Annotated in this window: 26 protein-coding genes; 10 read left to right on the top strand and 16 right to left on the bottom strand. The window is 70.2% G+C overall.

The genetic code is table 11. The features are described from left to right. Positions 1–15: 15 nt before the first annotated feature. Positions 16–198 carry a hypothetical protein gene (locus AB0C75_RS30140; protein ID WP_362894912.1) on the bottom strand — a complete coding sequence of 61 codons (183 nt, stop codon included), beginning with the start codon at positions 196–198 and terminating at the stop codon, positions 16–18. Between the two features lie 154 nt (positions 199–352). Here AB0C75_RS30140 and AB0C75_RS30135 point away from each other — a divergent pair, with 154 nt between their 5' ends. Together AB0C75_RS30135 and AB0C75_RS30130 are read left to right on the top strand one after the other, a co-directional pair. Further along, entirely contained in the window at positions 353–1,231 is an 879-nt protein-coding gene (locus AB0C75_RS30135; RefSeq protein WP_362894911.1) for a hypothetical protein, read from the top strand. 99 nt (positions 1,232–1,330) lie between these two features. Next, entirely contained in the window at positions 1,331–1,540 is a 210-nt protein-coding gene (locus AB0C75_RS30130; protein ID WP_362894910.1) for a hypothetical protein, read from the top strand. A gap of 25 nt (positions 1,541–1,565) precedes the next feature. Here AB0C75_RS30130 and AB0C75_RS30125 read toward each other — a convergent pair whose 3' ends face one another. Further along, positions 1,566–1,913 (bottom strand): metal-sensitive transcriptional regulator, encoded by a 348-nt coding sequence (locus AB0C75_RS30125; protein ID WP_362894909.1) that lies wholly within the window; start codon positions 1,911–1,913, stop codon positions 1,566–1,568. A gap of 220 nt (positions 1,914–2,133) precedes the next feature. Here AB0C75_RS30125 and AB0C75_RS30120 point away from each other — a divergent pair, with 220 nt between their 5' ends. Further along, positions 2,134–2,754: a DUF47 family protein gene (locus AB0C75_RS30120; protein ID WP_362894908.1), complete on the top strand. Its 621-nt coding sequence runs from the start codon at positions 2,134–2,136 to the stop codon at positions 2,752–2,754. Positions 2,755–2,759: 5 nt separating this feature from the next. After that, positions 2,760–3,758 carry an inorganic phosphate transporter gene (locus AB0C75_RS30115; protein WP_362894907.1) on the top strand — a complete coding sequence of 333 codons (999 nt, stop codon included), beginning with the start codon at positions 2,760–2,762 and terminating at the stop codon, positions 3,756–3,758. A gap of 185 nt (positions 3,759–3,943) precedes the next feature. On the opposite strand, the gene pstB is transcribed toward AB0C75_RS30115, so the two are convergent. The 12 genes from pstB to AB0C75_RS30055 all read right to left on the bottom strand — a co-directional run bounded on the left by pstB (position 3,944) and on the right by AB0C75_RS30055 (position 16,728). After that, the gene (gene pstB, locus AB0C75_RS30110) at positions 3,944–4,720 is read right to left on the bottom strand and encodes a phosphate ABC transporter ATP-binding protein PstB (RefSeq protein WP_362894906.1); all 777 of its coding nucleotides are present in this window, start codon (positions 4,718–4,720) and stop codon (positions 3,944–3,946) included. 26 nt (positions 4,721–4,746) lie between these two features. Then, positions 4,747–5,835, bottom strand: coding sequence for a phosphate ABC transporter permease PstA (gene pstA, locus AB0C75_RS30105; protein WP_362894905.1), 1,089 nt, complete (start codon positions 5,833–5,835; stop codon positions 4,747–4,749). Next, complete coding sequence (gene pstC, locus AB0C75_RS30100) at positions 5,832–6,827, bottom strand: phosphate ABC transporter permease subunit PstC (protein WP_362894904.1); 996 nt, start codon at positions 6,825–6,827, stop codon at positions 5,832–5,834. The genes pstA and pstC overlap by 4 nt, the downstream gene beginning before the upstream one ends. 133 nt (positions 6,828–6,960) lie before the next feature. Beyond that, positions 6,961–8,097 carry a phosphate ABC transporter substrate-binding protein PstS gene (gene pstS / locus AB0C75_RS30095; protein WP_362894903.1) on the bottom strand — a complete coding sequence of 379 codons (1,137 nt, stop codon included), beginning with the start codon at positions 8,095–8,097 and terminating at the stop codon, positions 6,961–6,963. Positions 8,098–8,397: 300 nt separating this feature from the next. Beyond that, positions 8,398–8,811, bottom strand: coding sequence for an NUDIX hydrolase (locus AB0C75_RS30090; RefSeq protein ID WP_362894902.1), 414 nt, complete (start codon positions 8,809–8,811; stop codon positions 8,398–8,400). Next, positions 8,808–9,800 carry a CHAD domain-containing protein gene (locus AB0C75_RS30085; RefSeq protein WP_362894901.1) on the bottom strand — a complete coding sequence of 331 codons (993 nt, stop codon included), beginning with the start codon at positions 9,798–9,800 and terminating at the stop codon, positions 8,808–8,810. The genes AB0C75_RS30090 and AB0C75_RS30085 overlap by 4 nt, the downstream gene beginning before the upstream one ends. Beyond that, complete coding sequence (locus AB0C75_RS30080) at positions 9,787–12,033, bottom strand: RNA degradosome polyphosphate kinase (RefSeq protein ID WP_362894900.1); 2,247 nt, start codon at positions 12,031–12,033, stop codon at positions 9,787–9,789. Before AB0C75_RS30080 ends, AB0C75_RS30085 begins: the two co-directional genes overlap by 14 nt. Positions 12,034–12,304: 271 nt before the next feature. Continuing rightward, positions 12,305–13,288, bottom strand: coding sequence for a hypothetical protein (locus AB0C75_RS30075; protein ID WP_362894899.1), 984 nt, complete (start codon positions 13,286–13,288; stop codon positions 12,305–12,307). Beyond that, on the bottom strand, positions 13,285–14,184 hold the full coding sequence (locus AB0C75_RS30070; protein WP_362894898.1) for an ABC transporter ATP-binding protein: 900 nt from the start codon (positions 14,182–14,184) through the stop codon (positions 13,285–13,287). The genes AB0C75_RS30075 and AB0C75_RS30070 overlap by 4 nt, the downstream gene beginning before the upstream one ends. Then, positions 14,181–14,591, bottom strand: coding sequence for a GntR family transcriptional regulator (locus tag AB0C75_RS30065; protein WP_362894897.1), 411 nt, complete (start codon positions 14,589–14,591; stop codon positions 14,181–14,183). The genes AB0C75_RS30070 and AB0C75_RS30065 overlap by 4 nt, the downstream gene beginning before the upstream one ends. A gap of 93 nt (positions 14,592–14,684) precedes the next feature. Beyond that, positions 14,685–15,608 carry a mycothiol synthase gene (gene mshD, locus AB0C75_RS30060; RefSeq protein ID WP_362894896.1) on the bottom strand — a complete coding sequence of 308 codons (924 nt, stop codon included), beginning with the start codon at positions 15,606–15,608 and terminating at the stop codon, positions 14,685–14,687. Between the two features lie 43 nt (positions 15,609–15,651). Continuing rightward, the gene (locus tag AB0C75_RS30055; protein ID WP_362894895.1) at positions 15,652–16,728 is read right to left on the bottom strand and encodes a PDDEXK nuclease domain-containing protein; all 1,077 of its coding nucleotides are present in this window, start codon (positions 16,726–16,728) and stop codon (positions 15,652–15,654) included. Between the two features lie 201 nt (positions 16,729–16,929). On the opposite strand from AB0C75_RS30055, the gene AB0C75_RS30050 reads away from it, so the two are divergent. Together AB0C75_RS30050 and AB0C75_RS30045 are read left to right on the top strand one after the other, a co-directional pair. After that, positions 16,930–18,741, top strand: a complete 1,812-nt coding sequence (locus AB0C75_RS30050) for a bifunctional metallophosphatase/5'-nucleotidase (protein ID WP_362894894.1) — start codon at positions 16,930–16,932, stop codon at positions 18,739–18,741. Between the two features lie 128 nt (positions 18,742–18,869). After that, positions 18,870–19,763 (top strand): phosphatidylinositol-specific phospholipase C, encoded by an 894-nt coding sequence (locus AB0C75_RS30045; protein ID WP_362894893.1) that lies wholly within the window; start codon positions 18,870–18,872, stop codon positions 19,761–19,763. Between the two features lie 7 nt (positions 19,764–19,770). Here the strand turns inward: AB0C75_RS30045 and AB0C75_RS30040 are convergent, their stop codons facing one another. Beyond that, the gene (locus AB0C75_RS30040) at positions 19,771–20,277 is read right to left on the bottom strand and encodes a hypothetical protein (protein WP_362894892.1); all 507 of its coding nucleotides are present in this window, start codon (positions 20,275–20,277) and stop codon (positions 19,771–19,773) included. 316 nt (positions 20,278–20,593) lie between these two features. On the opposite strand from AB0C75_RS30040, the gene AB0C75_RS30035 reads away from it, so the two are divergent. After that, entirely contained in the window at positions 20,594–21,220 is a 627-nt protein-coding gene (locus AB0C75_RS30035; RefSeq protein ID WP_362894891.1) for a hypothetical protein, read from the top strand. Positions 21,221–21,327: 107 nt separating this feature from the next. Here AB0C75_RS30035 and AB0C75_RS30030 read toward each other — a convergent pair whose 3' ends face one another. Beyond that, the gene (locus AB0C75_RS30030) at positions 21,328–22,230 is read right to left on the bottom strand and encodes a LysR family transcriptional regulator (RefSeq protein ID WP_362894890.1); all 903 of its coding nucleotides are present in this window, start codon (positions 22,228–22,230) and stop codon (positions 21,328–21,330) included. 138 nt (positions 22,231–22,368) lie between these two features. On the opposite strand from AB0C75_RS30030, the gene AB0C75_RS30025 reads away from it, so the two are divergent. The 3 genes from AB0C75_RS30025 (at position 22,369) to AB0C75_RS30015 (ending at position 24,359) form a co-directional block, all read left to right on the top strand. Then, positions 22,369–23,457 (top strand): alcohol dehydrogenase catalytic domain-containing protein, encoded by a 1,089-nt coding sequence (locus AB0C75_RS30025; RefSeq protein ID WP_362894889.1) that lies wholly within the window; start codon positions 22,369–22,371, stop codon positions 23,455–23,457. A 90-nt stretch (positions 23,458–23,547) separates the two neighbouring features. Then, positions 23,548–24,132 carry a DUF2975 domain-containing protein gene (locus tag AB0C75_RS30020; RefSeq protein WP_362894888.1) on the top strand — a complete coding sequence of 195 codons (585 nt, stop codon included), beginning with the start codon at positions 23,548–23,550 and terminating at the stop codon, positions 24,130–24,132. Continuing rightward, a complete protein-coding gene (locus AB0C75_RS30015; protein WP_362894887.1) occupies positions 24,132–24,359 on the top strand; it encodes a helix-turn-helix transcriptional regulator in 228 nt (75 codons plus the stop codon). The genes AB0C75_RS30020 and AB0C75_RS30015 overlap by 1 nt, the downstream gene beginning before the upstream one ends.

Raw genomic sequence — 24,359 nt, 5'->3', positions numbered from 1 at the left:
TACCGGCTACGCGGCTCAGCGGTCCGGGTCGGCCTGGTGCCCGGCCGCGTCCGCGCGGGCCCGGTCGCGGGCGCGGCGGGCAGGACCTGACCAGCCGCAGTCACAGCGGGCCAGACAGAACGCGCCCCGTTCGACGGTCGTGGTGGTGTGCGGTGGAGCGGGGCTGTGGACGGGGAAGTCCGAGGGGTCCTGGTGCACGCCTTCCACGGTACTGGGGACGGCGTGCAGCCGTCAGGGAGTGGGCCCATCGGCGTCCGGAAGGGACCCGGTGGCGTGACGAGGTGCCCCGGCCGTCGTTAGGCGAGGCGGGCGGGAACCCGGTCAGGTGTGCGTCGTTGGGGGTTGGCAGGCGATGGTGGTGCAGCAGCGCAGGTGCGGAGGCGGGGCCCTGGCTGTGTTGGCCCTGACTGCCGCGGGTGTGATGACGATGGGTAGCGGCTGCTCCGGCGGTGACCCGGGTGACGGGGCGGGTGAGCGCGTCGCACGCGCGGGCCCCACCGGCACCTCGGCGGCCGTGGTGCGACGGGCGGCCGACGCGCTGGCCGCCGCGGGCAGCGCCGAGACGCGTACGTCGATGGAGACCGCGGCCGGCGGCACGAGGGTGACGATCAGGGGCGAGGGGACGTACGACTTCCGCAGGCAGCTGGGCCGGATCAAGGTCGTCCTGCCGAAGGACGCCGCAGGCGCCGAGGAGCACCGGCCGATCACGGAGCTGCTCGCGCCCGGTGCGCTGTACATGAAGAACCGCGGTGCCGGGGTGCCCGACGACAAGTGGGTGCGGATCGACACGACGGGCCTTGAGGACGGCAATCTGGTCACCGGGGGTGTGACCGACCCGGCGGCCGCCGCCGAACTGCTGCGCGGTGCGGACGAGGTGAGGTACGTCGGGCGGACGGAGCTGGCCGGGGTGGCGGTCCGGCACTACCGGGGGACGGCGGATCTCGGGCAGGCCGCGCGGGAGGCGTCGCCGTCCGCGCGCGGGGCGCTGGCCGCCGCGGCGAAGGGGTTCAGCACGGACGCGGTGCCCTTCGACGCCTATCTCGATGACGACGGGCTGCTGCGGAAGGTGCGCCACCGCTTCACCTTCGCGACGGAGGGACCGGCGGCGGCCGTGGTCTCGACGATGCTGCTGTACGGGTTCGGGACGCGGGTCTCCGTGGAGCTGCCGCCCGAGGCGGACATCTACACGGGGCGGGTCCAGCAGAGCGGAAGTGGCCCGGAAACGCCGTAGGGAGGGGGCCGAAATGGTCCGTCCGTGCCATGCGCCGTGTGTGTCGCGCTCCCTACTCTAGGGAGTCGGTGCGCCAGGAGTCGGCGACGGCAGAGAGAGGTGACGCAGGTGGTGACGCTCAGCGCTCCGAACGCTCAGGACTGTGTGGCCCTGGCCGAGATCGAACTGTGCGGCGAGCTCATGATCGCGGCGGCGGACGCGCACGAGGACCGGCTCAGTCCCGACCGTATCGACGAGGTGCTCAACGTCGGTGCGGCCTGCACCGAGCCGGTGCCGACGATCCCCCGGCAGTGCCGCCACCGGGGATGACCGCCTCCGCCCTCCGGGGCCTCGGTCATGTCCGCAGGAGGCGGGCGATCGCCTTGGTGGCCTCCTCGACCTTCGCGTCGATCTCCTCGCCGCCCTTGACGGCCGCGTCCGCGACGCAGTGGCGCAGATGCTCCTCGAGCAGCTGGAGCGCGAAGGACTGCAGGGCCTTCGTGGACGCCGAGACCTGGGTGAGTATGTCGATGCAGTAGACGTCCTCGTCCACCATCCGCTGGAGGCCGCGGACCTGGCCCTCGATGCGGCGCAGCCGCTTGAGGTGCTCCTCCTTCTGGTGGTGGTACCCGTGGATACCGCGGTCGTGGTCGGTGACGACCGCTTCCGTACCGCCTGGGTCGGTGGCCTCGGTGGTGGTCATGGGGTCCTCCCGTTGTCCTCGTGGCCTGCGGTTGCGTGCCGTTCCGTGCCGTCTGTATACCCCTGCCGGGTATATGGTAACGAATCCTGCCGAAACGTGACCGGGGGGCCGTGCGGATCACTGTGCCCGATGCGCGACACTGAAGAATGCCGGTTAGCCGTGGCCGGATGATGCGCCTAGCATCAGCCTGACCGAATCCAAAGCACCCCGAGGACCCCACGTGCGCTTTCGTCTGACCCCCAGGGAGACGAGCTTCTACGACATGTTTTCCGCATCCGCGGACAACATCGTCACGGGCTCGAAACTCCTGATGGAACTGCTCGGGGCGGATTCTGCCTCCCGAGTCGAGATCGCGGAGCGTATGCGGGCAGCGGAGCACGCGGGGGATGACGCCACCCACGCGATCTTCCACCAGCTGAACTCCTCCTTCATCACGCCGTTCGACCGCGAGGACATCTACAACCTGGCCTCACAGCTCGACGACATCATGGACTTCATGGAGGAAGCCGTCGACCTGGTCGTGCTGTACCAGATCGAGAAGCTGCCGAAGGGCGTCGAGCAGCAGATCGAGGTGCTGGCCCGGGCGGCGGAGCTGACGGCTGAGGCCATGCCCGGTCTGCGGACCATGGACAACCTCACCGAGTACTGGATCGAGGTCAACCGCCTGGAGAACCAGGCCGACCAGATCCACCGGAAGCTGCTGGCCCAGCTCTTCAACGGCAAGTACGACGCCATGGACGTGCTGAAGCTCAAGCAGATCGTCGATGTGCTGGAAGAGGCGGCTGACGCGTTCGAACACGTCGCCAACACCGTGGAGACCATCGCGGTCAAGGAGTCCTGAACCTCGTGGACACCTTTGCGCTGATCGTGACCATCGGTGTCGCGCTCGGCTTCACGTATACGAACGGCTTCCATGACTCGGCGAACGCCATCGCCACCTCGGTCTCCACCCGGGCGCTGACCCCGCGTGCGGCTCTGGCGATGGCCGCTGTGATGAACCTCGCAGGCGCCTTCCTGGGCCAGGGGGTCGCCAAGACCGTCAGCGAAGGCCTGATCGCGACGCCCGAAGGCCAGAAGGGGATGGGCATCCTCTTCGCGGCGCTGGTCGGCGCGATCATCTGGAATCTGGTCACCTGGTACTACGGCCTGCCCTCGTCGTCCTCGCACGCCCTGTTCGGCGGCATGGTCGGGGCGGCGCTGGCCGGCGGGACGATGGTGCACTGGGACGGGGTGCTCGAGAAGATCGTCATCCCGATGTTCCTGTCCCCGGTCATCGGCCTGGTCGTCGGCTATCTCGTGATGGTCGCGATCATGTGGATATTCAGGAAGTCCAACCCGCACAAGGCCAAGCGCGGCTTCCGTATCGCGCAGACGGTCTCGGCGGCGGGCATGGCGCTCGGCCACGGTCTGCAGGACGCCCAGAAGACGATGGGCATCGTGGTGATGGCGCTGGTCATCGCCGATGTCGAGGGCCCCAACGACGAGATCCCGGTCTGGGTGAAGCTCGTCTGCGCGATGATGCTGTCGCTGGGTACGTACGCCGGTGGCTGGCGGATCATGCGGACGCTCGGCCGGAAGATCATCGAGCTGGACCCGCCGCAGGGTTTCGCGGCCGAGACGACCGGCGCCTCGATCATGTTCGGCTCGGCGTTCCTGTTCCACGCACCGATCTCCACGACTCATGTGATCACCTCGGCGATCATGGGTGTCGGCGCCACGAAGCGGGTGAACGCGGTGCGGTGGGGGGTGGCCAAGAACATCATCCTGGGGTGGTTCATCACGATGCCGGCCGCTGCGCTGGTGGCCGCGGTGAGCTACGGGATCGTCGTACTGCTCTTCGGGTGAGCCTGTCCGGTTCGCCGGATTCGTGAGACCCGAACCTGTGCATTCGGCTGTGAATCCTGCGGCGGATCCGCTGTGGACCGGCTGTGCTTTCAATGGGTCCGCCCCTGCTCCCGTGTGGAGAGCGGGGGCGGACCCTTTTGCCTTGTGGTGGCACCGCCATGCAGCACCCCAAGGCCGTCTGTGGGTTATCCGAAGCGGCCGGAGATGTAGTCCTCGGTCGCCTGCACGGACGGGTTGGAGAAGATCCGCTCCGTCTCGTCGATCTCGATCAGCCGGCCGGGCTTGCCGACCGCCGAGAGGTTGAAGAACGCCGTCCGGTCGGAGACGCGAGCCGCCTGCTGCATGTTGTGCGTCACGATGACGATCGTGAAGCGCTCCTTCAGCTCACCGACCAGGTCCTCGATGGCGAGGGTCGAGATCGGGTCGAGCGCCGAGCACGGCTCGTCCATCAGCAGCACCTCGGGCTCGACCGCGATCGCCCGGGCGATGCACAGGCGCTGCTGCTGACCGCCGGAGAGCCCGGAGCCCGGCTTGTTCAGGCGGTCCTTGACCTCGTTCCAGAGGTTGGCGCCCTTGAGGGACTTCTCGACGATGTCCGACAGCTGGCTCTTGCGGTACGAGCCGTTCAGCCGCAGGCCCGCAGCGACGTTGTCGAAGATCGACATGGTCGGGAAGGGGTTCGGGCGCTGGAAGACCATGCCGACCGTGCGGCGCACGGTGACCGGGTCGACGCCTGAGCCGTACAGATTCTCGTCGTCCAGCAGCACCTTGCCCTCGACGCGGCCGCCGGGGGTGACCTCGTGCATACGGTTCAAGGTGCGCAGGAAGGTGGACTTGCCGCAGCCGGACGGGCCGATGAAGGCGGTCACGGAGCGGGGCTCCACCGTCATCGAGATGTCCTCGATGGCCTTGTGGGAGCCGTAGTAGGCGGTGAGGCCGCCGATGTCGATGCGCTTGGCCATGTGAATCAACTGCTTTCCGGGTGGCCTCAGCGGCCGGTCTTCGGGGCCTTCCAGCGGGCTATGCCGCGGGCCACCAGATTGAGGATCATGACGAAGGCGATCAGCACCAGTGCGGCAGCCCAGGCGCGGTCGTAGGACGCGACCTCGCCGACCTTGTACTGCTCGTAGATGTAGAACGGCAGTGAGGACTGGGCGCCTTCGAAGGGGTTCGAGTTGATCAGCTGGCTGCCGAAGACCAGCAGGATGATCGGTGCCGTCTCTCCCGCGATACGGGCGATGGCGAGCATGACGCCGGTGGTGATGCCGCCGATCGCGGTGGGCAGGACCACCTTCAGGATGGTGCGCCACTTCGGGATGCCGAGCGCGAGCGAGGCCTCGCGGAGCTCGTTGGGGACGAGCTTGAGCATCTCCTCGGTGGAGCGGACCACGACGGGGATCATCAGGATCGTCAGGGCCAGCGCGCCCATCAGGCCGGAGGGCTCCAGCGACGCCATCAGCATGATCGACAGGATGAAGAGGCCGGCCACGATGGACGGGATGCCCGTCATGACGTCCACGAAGAAGGTGACGGCCTTGGCGAGTCCGCCCTTGCCGTACTCCACGAGGTAGACCGCGGTCAGCAGGCCGATCGGGACGGAGATCAGGGTGGCGATACCGACCTGTTCCAGAGTGCCGATCAGCGCGTGGTAGACGCCGCCGGTGGTGTCGGTGCTGAGTACCCCGCCCATCGAGTGGGTCAGGAAGTAGCCGTCGAGGCGTTCGGAGCCGTTGCGGACCGTGGTCCAGAGCAGCGAGGCGAGCGGGACGACGGCGACGAGGAAGCAGACCCAGACGATGCTGGTGGCGAGGCGGTCCTTGGCCTGGCGCCGGTTCTCGATCACGGTCGTCGTGACGTACGAGATGGCCAGGAAGAACAGGGCGGAGATCAGGCCCCACTGGACGCGGCTCTCCCAGCCGGCCGCCAGGGAGAGCCCCACGCCGAGCACGATCGCCACGACGGCGAAGCCGAGCGGGGACCAGCGGGGGAGGCTGCGGCTGCTGAGGGGTGTCCTGCCCGGTTCGGGCGAGACCCGCGGACGGTCGTCCTGGACGTCGGTGGTGGTGGCGTGGCTCATGCGTTGGCCCCCGAGTACTCCTTGCGGCGGGCGATGATGAGCCGGGCCGCGCCGTTGACCAGCAGGGTGAGGATGAAGAGGACGAGGCCCGAGGCGATCAGGGCGTCACGCCCGACGAACTCGTCGGCCTCGCCGAACTTCGCCGCGATGTTCTGGGCGAAGGTCCCGCCGCCCGGGTTGAGCACGTGCAGCGAGATGAGGAAGCTCGGCGACAGGACTGTGGCGACGGCCATCGTCTCGCCGAGCGCGCGGCCGAGGCCGAGCATCGAAGCCGAGATGATGCCGGAGCGGCCGAAGGGCAGCACCGAGAGGCGGATGACCTCCCAGCGGGTCGCGCCGAGGGCGAGTGCCGCCTCCTCGTTCATCTTCGGGACCTGGAGGAAGACCTCGCGGCTGACGCTGGTCACGATCGGCAGGATCATGATCGCGAGCAGGATGCCGACGGTGAAGAGCGACCGGGGGACGCCGATCTCGGTCTTCTCGAAGACGTACGTCCAGCCGAAGAACCGGTCGAGCCAGAGGTTCAGGCCTTCCAGGTACGGGACGAGGACGAGCGCGCCCCAGATGCCGTAGACGATGCTGGGCACCGCGGCGAGCAGGTCGATCACGTAGGCGAGGGGGGCGGCCAGCTTGCGCGGCGCGTAGTGCGAGATGAAGAGGGCGATGCCGACAGCGATCGGAACCGCGATGACCATCGCGATGATCGAGCTGACGACCGTGCCGAAGAGCAGGACCGCGATGCCGAAGACCGGCGGGTCGCCGGCCGGGTTCCACTCGAGGGTGGTGAGGAAGTTGCCCTCGTCCTTCGAGATGGCGAGGACGGCGCGGTAGGTGAGGAACACGGCGATCGACGCCATGATCACGAGCAGCAGGATGCCCGAGCCTCGTGAGAGGCCCAGGAATATCTTGTCGCCGGCCTGCCCGCTGGACTTGGGGCGGCCGCTGGGCGCCGGCGGGGCCGGTGGGATGTCGAGCGGTGTCGTGGATGCCATGGTCTTTCCGGTCTGTGTGGGGGAACCGGGGGTTCCCCTGGCGGCGGTGCACCGGATGGGTCGGGCGGTGGGGGCCGGTCCGGAGGGGTGCGCCGGACCGACCCGTCTTCGCGTGCGTGTCGTGCGGTGTCGGCTACTTCAGGCCGGCGACGGTCTCGCGGACCTTGGCGTTGATCGCCTCGGGGATCGGGGCGTAGCCGGCGTCGGTCAGGACCTTCTGGCCGTCCTCGGATGAGGTGTAGGTCAGGAAGGACTTGACCGTGCCGAGGGTGTCGGCCTTGTTGCCGGTGTCGCAGACGACCTCGTACGTCACCAGGACCAGCGGGTAGGCGCCGTCGGCCTTGGTGGTGTAGTCGAGGCCGAGCGCCAGGTCCTTGCCGGTGCCTTCGACCTTGGCGGCGGCGATGGCCTTGGAGGCGTTCTCCGACGTGGCCTCCACCGGGGCGGAGCCACCGGTGTCGATGTCGACGGTGCTGAGGTCCTGCGAGGAGGCGTAGGACAGCTCGAAGTAGCCGATCGATCCGTCGACGGCCTTCACCTGGCTGGCGACGCCGGCGGAGCCGGACGCGGCCTGGCCGCCGGGGGCGGGCCAGTTCTTCTCGGCCTCGTACTTCCAGTCGTCCGCGGCAGCCGCGCCGAGGTACTTGCCGAGGTTCTGGGTGGTGCCGGAGTCCTCGGAGCGGTGGAAGGCCTGGATGGCCTTGTCCGGGAGGTCGACGCCGTCGTTGAGCGCGGCGATCGCCGGGTCGTTCCACTTCTTGATCTTGGTGTCGAAGATCTTGGCGAGGGTCGAGGCGTCCAGCGTGAGGCTGTCGACGCCCTCCAGGTGGAAGCCGACCGCGATCGGGCCGCCGACCATCGGGAGGTTGATGCCCTGGCCCGACTTGCAGATCTTCTTCGAGTCGGCGACCTCTTCGGGCTTCAGGGCCGAGTCCGAGCCGGCGAAGCCGACGGTGCCCTGGTTGAAGGCGACGATGCCCTCGCCGGAGGAGGAGGAGCTGTAGTTGATCTCGACTCCGGAACAGGCGGCCATGTAGTTCTTGACCCAGAGGTCCATCGCGTTCTTCTGGGCGCTCGACCCGGAAGCGCGCAGCTGGCCCTCGGCGTCGTCGCACTTGATGTCCGACGCGGCGGTGGTCGTCTTGCCGCTGCCTTCCTTCTCGGCGCCGGTGTTGTCGTCCGAACCGCACGCCGTGAGGACCAGGGCGCCGGAGACGGCGAGGGCACCGAGCGCGGTGGCACGAAGCCGGTTCTTGCGCTGAAGCTTCACTTTCGGGGTGTTCCTTCCAGGAGCCGCCGCGGCTGGTGGGGGCGAGGCGGCGTGCGATGAGGAGTGGTGCGTGGCTTGGCGCCGTGCACCTTGCACGTCCGAAATTAGGCAGAACAGGTGAAGCGGCCTACGGGGCAGAGTGAACGACAGGTGAACCGTGCGGGGCGGGCTGGTTCCGGCCGCTCAGGGCCCTCTGACGCGTGGGTACGGTGCGGGGCCTTCGGGCATGCCTCAGGCGTGCGTGGGTACGGCGCGGGGCCTTCGGGCACCCGTGGGTACGGCGCAGGGCTCGGGTGCGCCTCAGGCGTGCGGGCCGTGCTCCAGGAGGGCGTCCAGCTGGACGCGGTCGCCGTGGCGGCTCAGCCGGGTCCGGGCGGAAGCCGGGGAGAGCCAGGCCAGCCGGTCGACCTCGTCGTTGGGGACGAACGCGCCGCCCGTCGCCTCCGCCGCCCAGTAGCTGACCTCTTTGGGGCGCCCGTTCGCCGCGTACCGGGCCGTCGGCAGGGGGGCGCCCGGCACACAGCGGTGGCCCGTCTCCTCCAGAACCTCGCGCAGGGCGCCCTCCAGGGGCGTCTCGCCGCGCTTCAGCTTGCCTTTCGGGTGCGACCAGTCGTCGTAGCGGGGCCGGTGGACCAGACAGATCTCCAGACCGTCGCCGTCCGGGGCGCGCCGCCACAGGACGCACCCCGCGGCCCGTACGGGCGAACCGCTCATGTCGCCGTCACGGCCGCCGCGTACGGCCAGGTCTCCCGGAACACGGCGCGCGCCGCCTCCACCTCGTGCCGCTGGTCGGCGTGCAGCACCCCGAGGGCGTAGGCCGTCGCCGGGGCGATGCGCGGGGTGCGCGCCGCGGCCGAAGCGGCCGCGGCGGCCTCGGCCGCGTCCCGGTGCAGGTCCAGGGCGTGCCCAGGGCCCGCGAGTGCCGGATCGGGGGCGCCCCGCAGCATCTCGTGTGCGTACCGGTGCAGCCGCAGCAGCAGACGGGCCTGGTGCCAGAGGGTGTCGTGGGCCTCGTTGTACGGCTCGACGGCCTCGTCGGGCGGGAGCGCGGCCACCGCGTCCAGCATCAGCTGTTCGGCCAGCTCGGCCGGGGCGCGCAGCACCGCCTGGGCCGGCCCGGCCGCCGATGACGCCAGGGGAACCTCCGATGCGAGCAGCGCGACGGCGTCGGCGACGGCGTGGAAGCGGGAGGAGCCCAGCGCCTGGAGCGCCGCCGAGTGGGCGCGGGTCCTGGCGAGGGTCAGCCGGCGCTCCAGCAGGGCCCCGGCCCTTGCCGCGCCGACGCCGAGCGCGGCCCGCTCCTTGTCGCCGGTGTCGGGCTCGCTTCCCGAGGGCGGCCTGGCCGCCGGCAGTGAGGCGCCGGAGAGCTGGTGCAGGGCCTCCAGGAGCCGGCCGAGCCGGGTGGCGTAGGCGTGCTCGCGGGCCAGGGTGCCGGAGAGCCAGGCCAGTTCGGTGCGGAGCTGGTCGGCCCAGGCCGGGTCGAGCGCATCCCGGAAGGTGTGCAGGGTGCCGCTGATCCGGCGCGCCGCGTGGCGCAGCGCGCGGGCGGCCTCGTCGGCGCCCTGCGTGCCGGCGTCCGCGGGGGCGCTGTGCTCGCGGTGCAGCCGCAGGCCCCGCAGGAAGCAGGCGGCCTGTTCGCGCAGATAGGGCGCGAGGACCGCTTCCGCGGGCACGGTCGTCGTCTGGTGGTCAGGGCGTCGCACGCCGGCGCCTCCGGGCGTCAATGAGCATCTCTTGTACGTGCCTCAGCGGTTGCCCGTCCGCGTCCAGGGAGTGCCGGGTCCAGTTTCCGTCGGGGCCCAGGTGCCAGGAGGAGGTGGTGTCGGACATGCCTGTTTCCAGGAGCCTGCTGAGGGCGGCGCGATGCGCGGGGTCGGTGACGCGGACCAGTGCTTCGATCCGGCGGTCGAGGTTACGGTGCATCATGTCGGCGCTCCCGAACCACACTTCGGGTTCGCCGCCGTTGCCGAAGGCGAAGACCCGGGAGTGTTCGAGGAAGCGGCCGAGTATCGAGCGGACCCGGATGTTCTCGGAGAGGCCGCTGACGCCGGGGCGGATCGCGCAGATGCCGCGCACCCAGATGTCGACCGGCACCCCGGCCTGTCCCGCCCGGTAGCAGGCGTCGATGACCGCTTCGTCGACCATCGAGTTGACCTTGATGCGGACGTAGGCGGGGCGGCCCGCCCGCTGGTGGGTGATCTCCTTGTTGATACGGGCGATCAGCCCGTCGCGCAGGGACTTCGGGGCGACAAGCAGCCGGCGGTAGGTCTCGCGGCGGGAGTAGCCGGAGAGCCGGTTGAAGAGGTCGGAGAGGTCCGCCCCGACCTGCGGGTCGGCGGTCAGCAGGCCGAGGTCCTCGTAGAGCCTGGCCGTCTTGGGGTGGTAGTTGCCGGTGCCGACGTGGGAGTAGCGGCGCAGCGTGTCGCCCTCCTGACGGACGACCAGCGACAGCTTGCAGTGGGTCTTCAGACCGACGAGGCCGTAGACGACGTGGCAGCCGGACTCCTCCAGTTTGCGGGCCCACTTGATGTTGGCCTGCTCGTCGAAACGTGCCTTGATCTCGACGAGGACGAGGACCTGCTTGCCGGATTCGGCCGCGTCGATCAGGGCGTCCACTATCGGTGAGTCGCCCGAGGTCCGGTACAGCGTCTGCTTGATCGCCAGCACGTCCGGGTCGCCGGCCGCCTGCTCAAGGAAGGCCTGGACGGAGGTGGAGAAGGAGTCGTACGGGTGGTGCAGCAGCACATCACGTTCGCGCAGGGCGGCGAAGATGTCGGGCGCGGACGCGGACTCGACCTCGGCGAGGTCGCGGTGGGTGCCGGCGATGAACTTGGGGTACTTCAGCTCCGGCCTGTCCAGCGACGCGATACCGAAAAGCCCGGTGAGGTCGAGGGGGCCGGGCAGCGGGTAGAGCTCGGTCTCGGAGATCTTGAGCTCGCGTACGAGCAGGTCCAGCACGTACGGGTCGATGGACTCCTCGACCTCCAGGCGGACCGGCGGGCCGAACCGGCGCCGCATGAGCTCCTTCTCCAGGGCCTGGAGCAGATTCTCGGCGTCGTCCTCCTCGACCTCCAGGTCCTCGTTCCTGGTGACCCGGAACATGTGGTGGGCGAGGACCTCCATGCCGGGGAAGAGCTCTTCGAGGTGGGCCGCGATGATGTCCTCTATCGGGACGTAGCGCTGCGGTGACGCCTCAAGGAAGCGGGTGAGCAGCGGCGGCACCTTGACGCGGGCGAAGTGCCGGTGTCCGCTGACGGGGTTGCGGACGACGACGGCGAGATTCAGCGAGAGCCCGGAGATGTACGGGAACGGGTGCGCCGGGTCGACGGCGAGCGGGGTCAGCACGGGGAAGACCCGCTGCCGGAAGAAGGTGAACAGCCGGGCCTGTTCCTTCTCGGTCAGCTCGGGCCAGCGGACCAGCTGGATGCCCTCGTCGGACAGGGCGGGCGCGACGTCCTGCTGGTAGCAGGCGGCGTGGCGGGCCATGAGCTCGCGGGAGCGGGTCCAGATCAGGTCGAGGACCTCGCGCGGCTGGAGTCCGGACGCGGACCGGGTGGCGACGCCGGTCGCGATACGTCGCTTGAGGCCGGCGACCCGGACCATGAAGAACTCGTCCAGGTTCGAGGCGAAGATCGCGAGGAAGTTGGCCCGTTCGAGTAGCGGCGTGGCGGGGTCCTCGGCGAGCTCCAGAACGCGTTCGTTGAACGCGAGCCAACTGCGCTCCCGGTCGAGGAACCTGCCCTGCGGAAGCTCGTCGCCGTCCGGCTCGGGCTCGTAGGCGTCGGGGTCGTTGTCCAGATCGGGGTCCAGGTCGGCGGCCGTGGACAGCTCCGTGGGCATCGCGCCCGCGACCGCGTGGGGCCGGTGGGCGGCGAGAGAGCCGACCGACGGCTGGGCGGGCTGGACCGGGACCTCGGAGCTGGGCTGCTGGCTCATGGACCTATTCTTCCGCGCCTTCCGCCCGTGGGGCGCGTCGGAGCCCGTAAAGATCGCGGAAGAAGCGGGCATGGCCCCTGGACCGGGGCCGCTCCCGTTGCGGGGGGTGGGCACAGCTGGCTGCATCCCGTGAGGGTCGCAAGCCCGTCTGAATGGCCGGTAACGGTGACATGACGTACAGGAAGCGGTGTGGCTGCGGTGCGTACTTGCTGCTCACCGTCGGTGAACCCCTGCCCGGGCCCCGGGGCCCGGACAGGGGCGGCTCCGGCTCTCAGGCCGTGCGGCGGCGCAGGGCGCGGAACGCGACGGTGACGGCGAGGGCGGCGAGTGCGAGCACGATGCCCGTCTCGACGAGCTGGAGGGGCCAGAGGTGGGAGGCCGGGTGGTAGTCGAAGAACCAGCCGGTGATGTGGTGGTCGGCCATGCACCGGGCCTGCTGGGCCTCGCTCACCTGCCCCCAGCACACGTTGTCGGGCACCCGGTCGCCGCTCGCGGTGACGCGGCCGCCGTCGAGCACCCAGGAATTGAGGGGAATACCCAGGTTCTCGGGGGCCGCGGCGGTCGCGGTCCGTGGGGGCCAGAGGTCGCTCCGGAAGCTGCTGAGGGTCTTCACCACGGTGCCGGTGACGACCACGGCGATCGCCATCGCGGCCACGGTGCGGTGCACCAGCAGACCCGTGAGCGCGCCCACGGCGATGCCGAGCAGGGTGTAGCCGATGACCAGGGGGAGGGTCGTGCCGAAGAACTGGGGGTCGAACCAGTCGACCGAGAAGTCGTCGGCCGTCTGTGTCTGTGCCCAGGTGAGGGTCGCGGACAGCACGGTCACACCGGCGACGAGGAGCACCGCGGGTACGGCGAGCTTGGAGGCCAGCCAGCGGGCGGGCGTCACCGACTGGGTCCAGGCCATGCGGTAGGTGCCGCTCTCCAGCTCCCTGGCGATCAGAGGGCCGGCGACGAACGCGCTCACGATCACGGGCAGGACCGTGAGGACCAGCCCTGAGTACGAGAGCACGCCCCTGAACAGGGACATCGACCCGTTGAAGTCCACGAGCTGCTGGTCGCACGCGGGCCCCGAAGTACCTGCGGCCTTGCAGGAGCCTGCCTCGAAGCCGTCGATCAGATGGGACGACCACAGGGCGAAGCCGATGACGGCGACGGCTCCCGCCAGAGCGAGGAGCCCGGCGACGCGCAGGGTGCTGCGGTGCTGGCGTACGACGACGCGGGCGGGGCCGCGCAGAGGGGTGAGGGTGCTCATGCTGCTGCCACCGTCCTGGCCGGTTCGTCGGACGCGCTGGGGGTGAGGAGCGGCGGTGCCTCCGGGGAGCGGAGGTGGGCGAGCAGGAGCTCCTCCAGGGAGGGTTCCGTGACCTCCCAGGCCGAGGTGTCCAGCGGGCCCTCCTTCCGTACCAGCGCGGTGAGCTGACGCCCTGTCGTGCGCGACTCGACCACCGTGTGCGGGGCGAGGTCGCGGGCCTGACCGGTGACCAGGGCGTGCGCGGCGACGATGTCGTCGCTCTCACCGCCGAGGCGGACCCGGCCGTTGTCGACGAACAGGAGGTAGTCGCAGGAGCCCTCCAGCTCGGTGAGGATGTGCGAGGACATCACGATGGTGGTGGAGTTCTCGGCGGCCTCGACCATCAGGAGACCCATCAGCTCGTGCCTGGCGAGCGGGTCCAGGTCGGCCATCGGCTCGTCCAGCAGCATCAGTTCGGGCCGTTTGCCCAGCGCGAGAGCGAGGGCGAGCCGGGTGCGCTGCCCGCCGGAGAGCGTCCGGACCTTCGCGTCCTGCGGGAGGGGCCCGGCGACCCGGTCGGCGGCCTCCCGGTCCCAGGTGGCGGGGTTGAGCTCCTGGCCCGCCCACAGGGTGTCGGCCACGGTGAGCTGCGGGTACAGCGGCTTGTCCTGGGAGACGTATGCGATGCGGGGCCGCGCGTCTCCCGGACCGGTGCCGAGTACGCGCAGGGAGCCCTCGGTCGGCCGGAGCAGGCCGGCGGCGAGGGCGAGCAGTGTGGACTTCCCCGCGCCGTTGGGCCCGACGAGTGCGCAGACGCGCCCTGCGGGCAGCCGGAACGAGCAGTCGCGCAGCGCCCACCCGCGCTTTCGTCCGTACGTCATACCGAGGCCGTTCGCCTCGATCACGGCGCCTGTCATGAGTCCTGATCCCCCTTGAACGTGCTGTCGAGTACGTCGGTGAAGAGCGCGCTCACGTCGTCCTTGTCCAGTCCGGCGGTGCGGGCCCTGCGGGTCCACTCGGTGAGTTCGGCGCGCAGCGGCGCGTCCGTGGTGACCGCCGCGCTGCCGAGGGTGCGGCGGACGAAGGTGCCCAGTCCGCGCCGTGCCTCGACGAGGCCCTCGCGCTCCAGTTCGCGATAGGCCTTGAGCACGGTGTTCGGGTTGATCGCCGTGGCCTCGACGACCTCGCGGGCCGTGGGCAGCCGGTCGCCCGGCTCCAGCACACCGAGGCGCAGGGCCTGTTTGGTCTGCTGCACGATCTGGAGATAGGTGGCGACGCCGCTGCGCCGGTCGATACGGAACTCGACCGCTGCGGACTCTGCCATGATGCAACCCCCTTTCACTAATTGAGTAGTGAAAGGGTGTCGGAAAGAAGGGGCGGCGTCAAGCGACGCCGCCCCCGGGTGCGTTGAGGGAGGTCAGGACTCCGTGCGGTACATCAGGTCGACCTCGTGCGTGGCGAAGCCCATCCGCTCGTACACCGACAGGGCCGCCGGGTTGTCGGCGTCGACGTAGAGCATCGCCGTCGGCAGTCCCCGGGAGGCCAGATGCCGCAGCCCGATCGCGGTGAGCGCCTTGCCGAGGCCGCCGCCCTGCGCGTCGGGGAGTACGCCGACGACGTAGACCTCCCCGAGCTGGTCCTCGGCGTGCACCTTCGTCCAGTGGAAGCCGATGATCCCGCCGTCGCGCTCGGCCAGGAAGAAGCCCTTCGGGTCGAACCAGGGCTCGGCCTTGCGGTCGTCCAGGTCGCGCTGGGTGAGGGAGCCCTGCTCGGGGTGGTGGGCGAACGCGGCACTGTTCACGGCGAGCCAGGCCGCGTCGTCCTGCCCCGGCACGAAGGCGCGCACGGTGACACCGGGCGGCAGCACCGGCTCGGCGATGTCGAGCGTGTCCAGCGGGCGGCGGAGCTGGCGCAGCTCGCGGAAGAGGGAGAGCCCGAGCACCTGCGCGAGATGCCGGGCCGCCGACTTGCCACCGTGCGCCCAGACCCGCAGCCGCTTCCCGGCCGCGGCGAGAAGAGCGGCACCCAGGGCCCGGCCGTGCCCCCGGCCCCGGTGCGCGGGGGCCACGACCAGCTCGGCGGCGGGGGCCTCGACGGGGTCGGTGTCCTCCAGCTGCGCGTAACCGGCCAGCTCACCATCGGCGATGAGCAGGAAATGCCTCACGCCCTCACGGTGCCCGCCCCTCAACTGCAGCCGCCCCTGCTCGGAAACGGCCTCCCGGCCGTCGGTCCCGGCGGCCTCGCCGAGGAGGGCGAGGACGGCGTCGGCCTGCTCGGGGGTGAGCGCGTCGAGAGTCTCGATCTCGCGCCCGGGGGAGGGGAGGGGTGCGTCAGTCGTCATGACCACGAGCGTACGGGGCGGGGGCGGGGCGGCGGCGGTGCCGTCAGCCGGAGTCCGCCCCTGCCCCGCGGTGCAGGACTTCATGAGCGATGCGTGAGAGGTCGTCCGAGCTGGGCATCAGCTCCCGTACGCGCGAGGGGAGGGCTGCGTACGTACTGACCGCCAGGGGCTGGTTCTGCGACTGGAGGGCGAATTCGACCGTGGTGGTGTCCTGGCTCTCCGCGATGAGGATGCCGAGGGTCTGGTCATCCCGCTCCGGGTCACGGATCAGGCGGTCCACGGCGGTGACGTAGAAGCTGAGCTGCCCGAGGTGTGAAGGCTGTGCCTTGGTGGTCTTCAGCTCGACCACGACGAAGCGGTGCAGCCTGAAGTGGTAGAAGAGCAGGTCGATGCGGAACTCCGTGTCCCCCACGGTGATGGGGTACTGGCGACCGACGAAGGCGAAGCCGAAGCCGAGCTCGGTGAGGAACTGGATGATCTTCGACGTGAGCGCGTCCTCGAGGTCGCGCTCCGCAGCCGTGTCCGACAGCTGGGTGAAGTCCAGACGGTACGGGTCCTTGAAGATCTGCTTCGCGGCCTCGGACCGCTCAGGGATGGTGACGTCGAAGTTGTTGGCGGCAGCACCCTGGGCCAGGTGGAGTCCGCTGCGGATGTGGGTGGTGAGCCGGTCGCGGGACCAGCCGTGGTGGACGGCGTGCTGGGCGTAGAAGTCCAGCTCGAAGCGGGTTTTGCACTTGTCCATGAGGAGCTGGAGATGGCCCCAGGGCAATTGCGCAGCAGCCTGCTGCGCAAACTGTTCGGCCCACGTTCGAGCCATCTGTTGCATGTATTGCAGATTGCGCGCGCCGAACCCCCTCTGGTTCGGGAACTCGGTCCGCAGCTCCGTGGCGATCCGGTCGATGACCTTGCTCCCCCACCTCTCCTCCCCCTGTCGCTCCAGGATCGTCCGCCCGATCTCCCAGTACATCTGGAGCATCTCGGTGTTCACCTTGAGCTGTGCGCGCACATGCGCGCCCCGCACGATCGACTTGAGGTCGTCGAGCATCTCGTAGAAGCCGGAGGGCAGTTCGGTCCGGCTCTGGGCCGGCATCACTGCCTCGGCAGCGAGTTCGTCGTTCACAGGTACAGGATTCCGGCACGCATGCACGCGGTGACGTTTCTGCACGCATATGTACGCCGAAGGAGTGATCAGCCCCATTCCAGGCCCGCGGCAACCAGTTCGTAACCCCGGATGTCTGTCGCGCTACGCGCGTTGACTCTAGGCTGCGGCTCGCGGGGTCCAGAGACAGGATCCAGAGAATCGAAGGGGACCGAGGGGCCGATGTCAGCGATTCCACAGAAGAACCGTGTGTCCCGGCGGGTGCTCGCCGCCACGGCGGGGCTGGTCACCGTAGGTGCGCTCGTCGCCGCGACGCCGGCCGGTGCGCATGACCGGGGGCACGGTCACGGGCACGGCCATCAGTCCCGCACCGTGGACGTGCAGTTGCTCTCCTTCAACGACCTGCACGGCAATCTGGAGCCGCCGGACGGCTCCGCCGGGACGGTCAGCGAGACGCGGCCCGACGGCACCGTGACGTCCGTACCCGCCGGTGGCGTCGAGTACCTCGCGACCTCGCTGCGCACCGCGCGCAAGGGCAACCCGTACTCCGTCACCGCGGCCGGCGGTGACATGGTCGGTGCGAGCCCGCTGCTGTCGGGGCTCTTCCACGACGAGCCCACCATCGAGGCGCTCAACGGGCTCGACCTCGACGTCACGGCCGTGGGCAACCACGAGTTCGACGAGGGGGCGACCGAGCTCGCCCGGCTGCAGAACGGCGGCTGCCACCCGGACGACGGCTGCTACGAGGAGGGCAAGGAGTTCAAGGGCGCGGACTTCCCCTATCTCGCGGCCAATGTGACGGACGAGAACACCGACAAGCCGATCCTCAAGCCGTACACGGTCTGGAAGAAGAACGGAGTCAAGATCGGCTTCATCGGGGTGACCCTGGAGGGCACGCCGGACATCGTCACGGCCAACGGCGTCAAGGGGCTGAAGTTCCACGACGAGATCGAGACGGTCAACAAGTACGCCAAGGAGCTGGACCGACAGGGCGTCAAGTCCATCGTCGCGCTGATCCACGAGGGCGGGGCGCCGGCCTCGCAGTCGTACGACTACGACTGCGACAGCCCGGGCGCCGGTGACGGCATCTCCGGGCCGATCGTCGACATCGCCAAGGGCATCACGCCGAAGGTCGACGCCCTGGTCACGGGCCACACCCACCAGGCGTACGTGTGCACGGTCCCGGACCCGTCGGGCAAGCCGCGCATGGTCACCTCGGCGTCGTCGTTCGGCAAGCTCTACACCGACACGACCCTCACCTACGACCGCCGCACCAAGGACATCGTGCGTACGTCGGTGGAGTCGGCGAACCACATCGTCAGCCGGGACCAGGCCAAGGCCGAGGACATGACGGCGCTGATCGCCCGCTGGAACACACTCGCCGCGCCCATCGCGAGCAAGCCGCAGGGTTACATCTCGGCCGACATCAACGGCCGCGGCTCCACCTCCCCCGAGCAGCCGTTGGGCGACCTGATCGCCGACGCCCAGCTGGAGGGCCTCGCCCCGGAGGACAAGGGCGGTGCGGACGTCGCGTTCATGAACCCGGGCGGCATCCGGTCCGACCTGGCGTACGCGGCGTCCGGCAGTGAGGGCGACGGGGTGGTGACGTACGGCGAGGCGTTCACGGTCCAGCCGTTCACCAACATGATGAACGTCGTCGACCTGACCGGCGAGCAGCTCGTCACCGCGCTCCAGCAGCAGGTCAGCGGCTCCAACGAGGCGTCCCCGAAGATCCTCCAGGTCTCGGACGGCCTCACCTACACGCTGGACATGACGAAGTCGGGCGCCGACCGGGTGGTCGCGGACACGATCCGGCTGAACGACGAGGCGATCGACCCGGCGAAGACGTACCGCGTCGCGATGAACGAGTTCCTCGGGGGCGGCGGCGACGGCTTCGCGGCCCTCGGCGAAGGCGCGAACAAGCTGGTCGGAGCATCCGACCTCGACCTGTTCAACGACTACCTGGCGGCGCACTCCACGGCCGACGCTCCGCTTGCCCCGCCGGCCGCGGACCGGATCACGGTCGTGCGGTAAGCGGGAGAAGGATCGGGTACGGGAGTGAGGGCGGCGGGCCGGACGGCCCGCCGCCCTCTTCCGGCTGTGACGTGAGCGCGCCACAATGCGGGGGCCCGACCCCCCACGGCCGATGGAGGCCCCCTCGCATGTCCGCACGCCTGAGCACCCGCAGAGGCTTTCTGACCGGAGCCTTCGCGCTCTCCGCGACCGCGCTGGCCGGACTCGCCCCCGCCGTCGCCGACACCCGCAGGACCTACGGCGTACAGGACTGGATGAGCGCCGTCCCCGACACCACTCCGCTGCGGGGCCTCACGATCCCGGGTACGCACGACTCCGGGGCGCGCTTCGGAGGTCCCTGGACGGAGTGCCAGAACACCACCGTCGCCGAGCAGTTGGACAGCGGTATCCGCTTCCTCGACATACGCTGCCGGGTCAGCGGCGATGCGTACGCCATCCATCACGGGGCGTACTACCAGAACCTGAACTTCGACGATGTGCTGGGCGCCTGCCGGGACTTCCTGGGCCGGCAGCCGTCCGAGACCGTGCTGATGCGGGTCAAGCAGGAGTACTCGGAGGAGAGCGACGCCGTGTTCCGGCGGATCTTCGACCTCTACCTCGACACCAAGGGCTGGCGTTCCCTCCTTCACCTCGACTCCGGGCTCCCCGACCTCGGCGGCGCACGCGGCAAGGTCGTGCTGCTCGCGGACAACGGCGGCCTGCCCGGTGTCCGGTACGCCGACCCGGAGGTCTTCGACATCCAGGACGACTACATGGCGGAGCCGTTCGCCAAGTACCCCAAGATCGAGGCGCAGTTCCGCAAGGCGGCGGAGCAGCCGGGCAAGCTGTTCATGAACTACGTGAGCACCGCGGCCCTGCTGCCCCCGCGCTCGAACGCGGACCGGCTCAACCCGCAGGTGCACGCGTTCCTCGACGGGGCGGACGGTTCGGACCTGACCGGGCTCGGCATCGTCCCGCTGGACTACCCGGCGACCAGGGCAGGCCTGGTCGAGTCGCTGATCCGGCACAACCCGGGCGGCTGAGCGGCGGTCACCCCGAGGGCTCCTCCTGAGCGGGAGACCGTACCGGCCGGTGTCCGGGCGGGTCGACGGTCCGCCGCGTCGTCCCGCCCGCCGCGAGGAGCGCGACCACCGCGGCTGCCACGGGCACCGAGAGAGACACCAGCTGGAAGCCCTCCTCCAGCCCGAAGGGGTGGCCCAGATGGAGGGTGTGGAAGGCCAGATGGGGGACGCAGAAGGTGAGCGCGGAAACGGCGGCGGCCCGCACGAGCTGGGGTTGCGCAGTGCACGCGGCCCAGCCGAGCACCACGGTCAGGGCCAGTACGGCGGCGCCGAAGTCGCGCGTCAGGTGCTCGTTGTAGGGCGGGAATCCAGCTACCCAGGGGTGCCCGGGAAGCGGGTAGGTGTCGTAGAAGTGGCGCGGCCACAGCAGCGCCCACGCGGCCGGGAGGCCTTCGCCGAGGGTGAGCAGCGCCAGGCAGGCGCGGACCCACACCAGGCGGGCCCCGGTCGGTCCCGCCGGCCACCGTTCGGACACATGCCGCTCCTTGACCTCGCGCTTCGCCCGGACCTGCCGCGGAATCGTACCGAAGCGGGATCATCCGGGCGGTGTGCGACACGGGCCGGCCGGCCGGTGCCCGTCGCTGCCGCGTCTGCCGATCGGGTGGCGGTCGTGGGCCACTGGGAGGGACCGTGGCGCCACGTGTGAGATCCCGGGGCCCGGAACGCACACATGGGGAGAACGACCGTGTGGACATCGCTGAACCGTGCGACCAGCTGATCCCCGGCGGGACGGACGCTTCGGTGCCACCGGCCACCGTCCCTGTTCCCATGTTCCAAGGAGAAGGATTCACGTGAACATCCGGTTCACCTCAACCGCGATCGCGGCCGCGGCCGGCGCCGTCATCCTGAGCGTCGCCCCCGCCGCCGTCGCCGTGGCCCCCACCGCCGGCACCGGCGCCGCTCCGGCCGCCCGTGCGGCCGCCCCGCTCCAGGCCGAGATCCCGGTGGAGATCAAGGGCGCGGTCCTGAACTTCAACGGCACCGAGCACACCCTGGACCTCAAGGGCGAGGCGTCCCTCACCATCGACGCGCCCACCGCGGGCAACCTGAAGACCCAGGTGACCGGCAGCCTCAGCGTCACCGCCGAGGACTCCGAGATGGGCAAGATCGCGCTGGAGAGCACGGGCGTCGGCACCGCGTCCTTCAACAGCGTCCTCGCCCCGTTCCCGGCCAAGCTGGAGCTCTCGGCCACCGCCACGGTCAGCGTCCAGGCCCCCACCACCGCGCAGAACGGTCAGGCCGCGGCCCCGCTGGTGCTCCACACGAAGAACCCGGCCCAGCTCACCGGCTCGCTCAACAAGTTCCCGCCGAGCGGCGAGTTCCTGACGCTGCAGAACCAGGTCGACTTCGCGGCCGGGGACAGCGACGACACCGTCGGCAGCGTGACGAAGTTCCCCGTCGCGTCCAGCGCCGCGTGAGGCGGACCGTCTGACACAGCATCCTGTGTGACGTCGGCCCCCGGGACCCGTTCGTGGTCCTGGGGGCCGACGCCGTCGTAGGGGGCGGCCGAAGCCTCCGGTGTCCGTCACGGCTCCAGGGCCGCCGAGCCGATCGCCCGGGTGACAGCCGTGTACGCGGGGGTGGGGCGGCCGGGTAGACGCGCCACCAGGATCCGGCGGATCTCGCGGGGGGCGCCGTCGACGTGCAGGAGGCTCACGCCGGGCGGCAGTACCGCCGACATCCGGGACGGCACCGTCGTGACGCCGAAGCCACCGGCGACCAGGTTCAGTTTCGTCAGCCAGTCGCGTGCGGAGTGGGCGATGCGGGGCCGTCCCGGCATGCCGGGCCACACGCCGAGCAGGGGCTCGGCGCCCGTTGACGGGGCGGCGATCCATGCGGCGTCGAGAAGCTCGTCGATGTGCACCGAGGTGCGGCCGGCGAACACTCCGGTCGTCGGTGCCGCCACGACCAGTTCGGTGTCATCGACGGTCTCGATGTGCAGGCGTGGCGACTCCCCGTCCGCGGGCCGGTGGGGCGGGCGTGACGTCAGTACGGCCAGGTCGATCGAGCCCGCGCGCAGCGCCCGGATCAGGCTGGGCGTGGTGCCTTCGCTCGTCGTGACCGTCACCTGCGGGGCGGCTGCCGCGAGGCGCGTGAGCGCGGCGGGCAGGACCAGCGCGCCCGCGCTCAGGACCACCCCGAGCCGCACCCGCTCGGCCCTGGGGAGAGTGCCGGTGATGTCGCGCTCGGCCGCCTCGACGGAATCCAGGATCGTACGGGCGTGCCGCAGCAGGGTCAGGCCGGCGGGGGTGAGCCGGACCCCGCCCGGAAGGCGTTCGAACAGGGCGGCTCCCGCGCTCCGTTCGAGGGCGGCCGCCTGGCGTGAGACCGCCGACTGCGTGTAGCCGAGGTGAGCCGCCGCCGCGGTGAAGCTGCCCGACTCCGCGATCTGCCGTAGGACCCGAAGGCTCGTACTGGAGACATCCATGCTGCCCAGGCATACCAGGCATGCCTGATCGTCGCTTCCCGCATGCCCTTTCGGTTCCCTAGCCTCGGTCACGACGGATCCCGGCTCCGGACATGCGGAGCCGGACGGGCGAAGCATCACGAACATGGAGGTCATCACGTGCGAGCAGCAGTTCTGACGGAGTTCGGCGCCCCGCTCTCGGTGCGGGAACTGCCCGCCGTCGAGGCGAGGCCCGGCGAAGTGGTGGTCGACGTACTGGCCACCTCAGTGCCTCCGTACGCCGCCGAGGTCTTCGGCGGCGCCCGGAACTATCCCCTTGTCCCTCCTGTCGTGCCCGGGGTGGGCGGCGTGGGACGGATCACCCACATCGGCCCTGACGCGACCCGGCTGCGCGTGGGGGACCTGGTGTGGTGCGACCCGACGGTGCGCTCCCGGGACGACGCGCTGACGCCGGACATCACGTTGCAGGGCTGGAGTTCCCGCGGCGAGGGCGGCGCCAGGCTGGCCGTGCACCTGCACGACGGGCCGTTCGCCGAGTCCATGCGGGTGCCGACGGAGAACGTGTTTCCCCTGCCCGCCGCGGCGGAGGACGACCCGTCCCGCTGGGCGTCGCTCGGCGTGCACGTCATCGCCTACGGAGGGCTGCTGGCCGGCGGTCTCGCGGCCGGCGAGACGCTGCTGGTCAGCGGGGCCACCGGGAACCTGGGCAGCAGCGCCGTCGCGGTCGCCCTTGCGATGGGGGCGGGCCGCGTGGTCGCCCCGGGCCGGAACCGGGCGGCGCTCGCCCTCCTCGCCGACCGGTTCGGCCCGCGCGTGCGCACGGTCGGGCTGACCGGGGACGAGGGCGCCGACCGCGCGGCGATGTCCGCCGCTGCCGACGGCCCGATCGACATGGTGATCGACATGCTCCCGCCCAGCGCCCCCAGTTCGGTGGCGCGCACGGCTGCCATGACGGTGCGCGAGTACGGCCGCGTCGTCCTCATGGGGGGCGTCGGCATGCTGTCCGGCGACGACCTGGCACTCCCGTACCCGTGGATCATGCGTAACTCGGTGACCGTGCGGGGGCAGTGGATGTACCCGCGCACCGCGAACACGGGCATCATCCGGCTTCTCGCCGCGGGCGCGCCGGACCTCACGCCCGAGCGGGTCCGCTGCTTCCCCCTGGACGCCGTCAACGAGGCCGTCGCGTACGCCGCCGTGCACGGTGGGCCCTTCGACCGCACGGTCCTGACCCCGTCCGCCGGCTGACGGGGAGGTCGCCCGCAGCCGGGGACTTGTCGAATATCGATATGGTCCCCTAGTCTCGGCCATATCGAAAATCGATGGGACGAGGTTGCGATGCACACACGAATCACCAGGATCCTGGCGTCGGCGACCTCTGTGCTGGCGGTGCTCCTCGGGCTCGCCTTCGTCGGCACGGGCGTCACGCACCTGCTCGACGACGGGGCGGTCTGCGTGCAGACCGGCTTCTGGGCCAACGCCTCGCTGGCCGACAAGGTGTCGGCCGGCGAGGGCGTGCAGGAGTCCAGCAGCGTCACGCGTCTCTGCCAGGACGGCCCCTCCGCGGGACAGCGCGCCGCGGACCTCGGGAGCGAACTGCCCTGGCTGCTGTTCGGCTCCCTCGCGCTGCTGCTCTTCTCCCGGGTGCTGAAGGCCGTCATGCGGGACGGGCCGTTCACCCACGGGGTGGCGAACCGGCTCACCGTGCTGGGCTGGTCCGTCGCCCTGGGTACGCCGCTGGCCGCCCTCGTCGCCGGTTGGTCGACGTCCTGGCTCGTCGGCAGCATGTCGCCGAACATCGGCTCCGGGCCGGCGCTCGACGGGCCGCTCGTGCTCGTCATTCCGGGGCTCGCGGCAGTGATCATAGGTAAGTTCATGGGTGACGGCGTGCGCATGCGGGAGGACCTCGAAGGGACCATCTGATGCCCGATGAGGAACAGCACGGAATCCGGATCCACCTCGACCGGATCCTCGCCGAACAGGACATGACACTCACCGAACTGTCCGCACGCGTGGGCATCACCGTCGTCAACCTGTCGGTGCTCAAGAACGGGCGGGCCAAGGCCGTCCGCTTCTCGACCCTGTCGAGGATCTGCGATGTCCTCAAGTGCCAGCCGGGAGACCTGATCACCCATGAACCCGAGAGCTGA

Origin of the sequence: Streptomyces sp. NPDC048565, assembly GCF_040650935.1 — a bacterium.
Lineage (GTDB): Bacteria > Actinomycetota > Actinomycetes > Streptomycetales > Streptomycetaceae > Streptomyces.
Note: the sequence above shows the minus strand (reverse complement) of the source record. Positions and strands in the feature narration are given on the sequence as shown.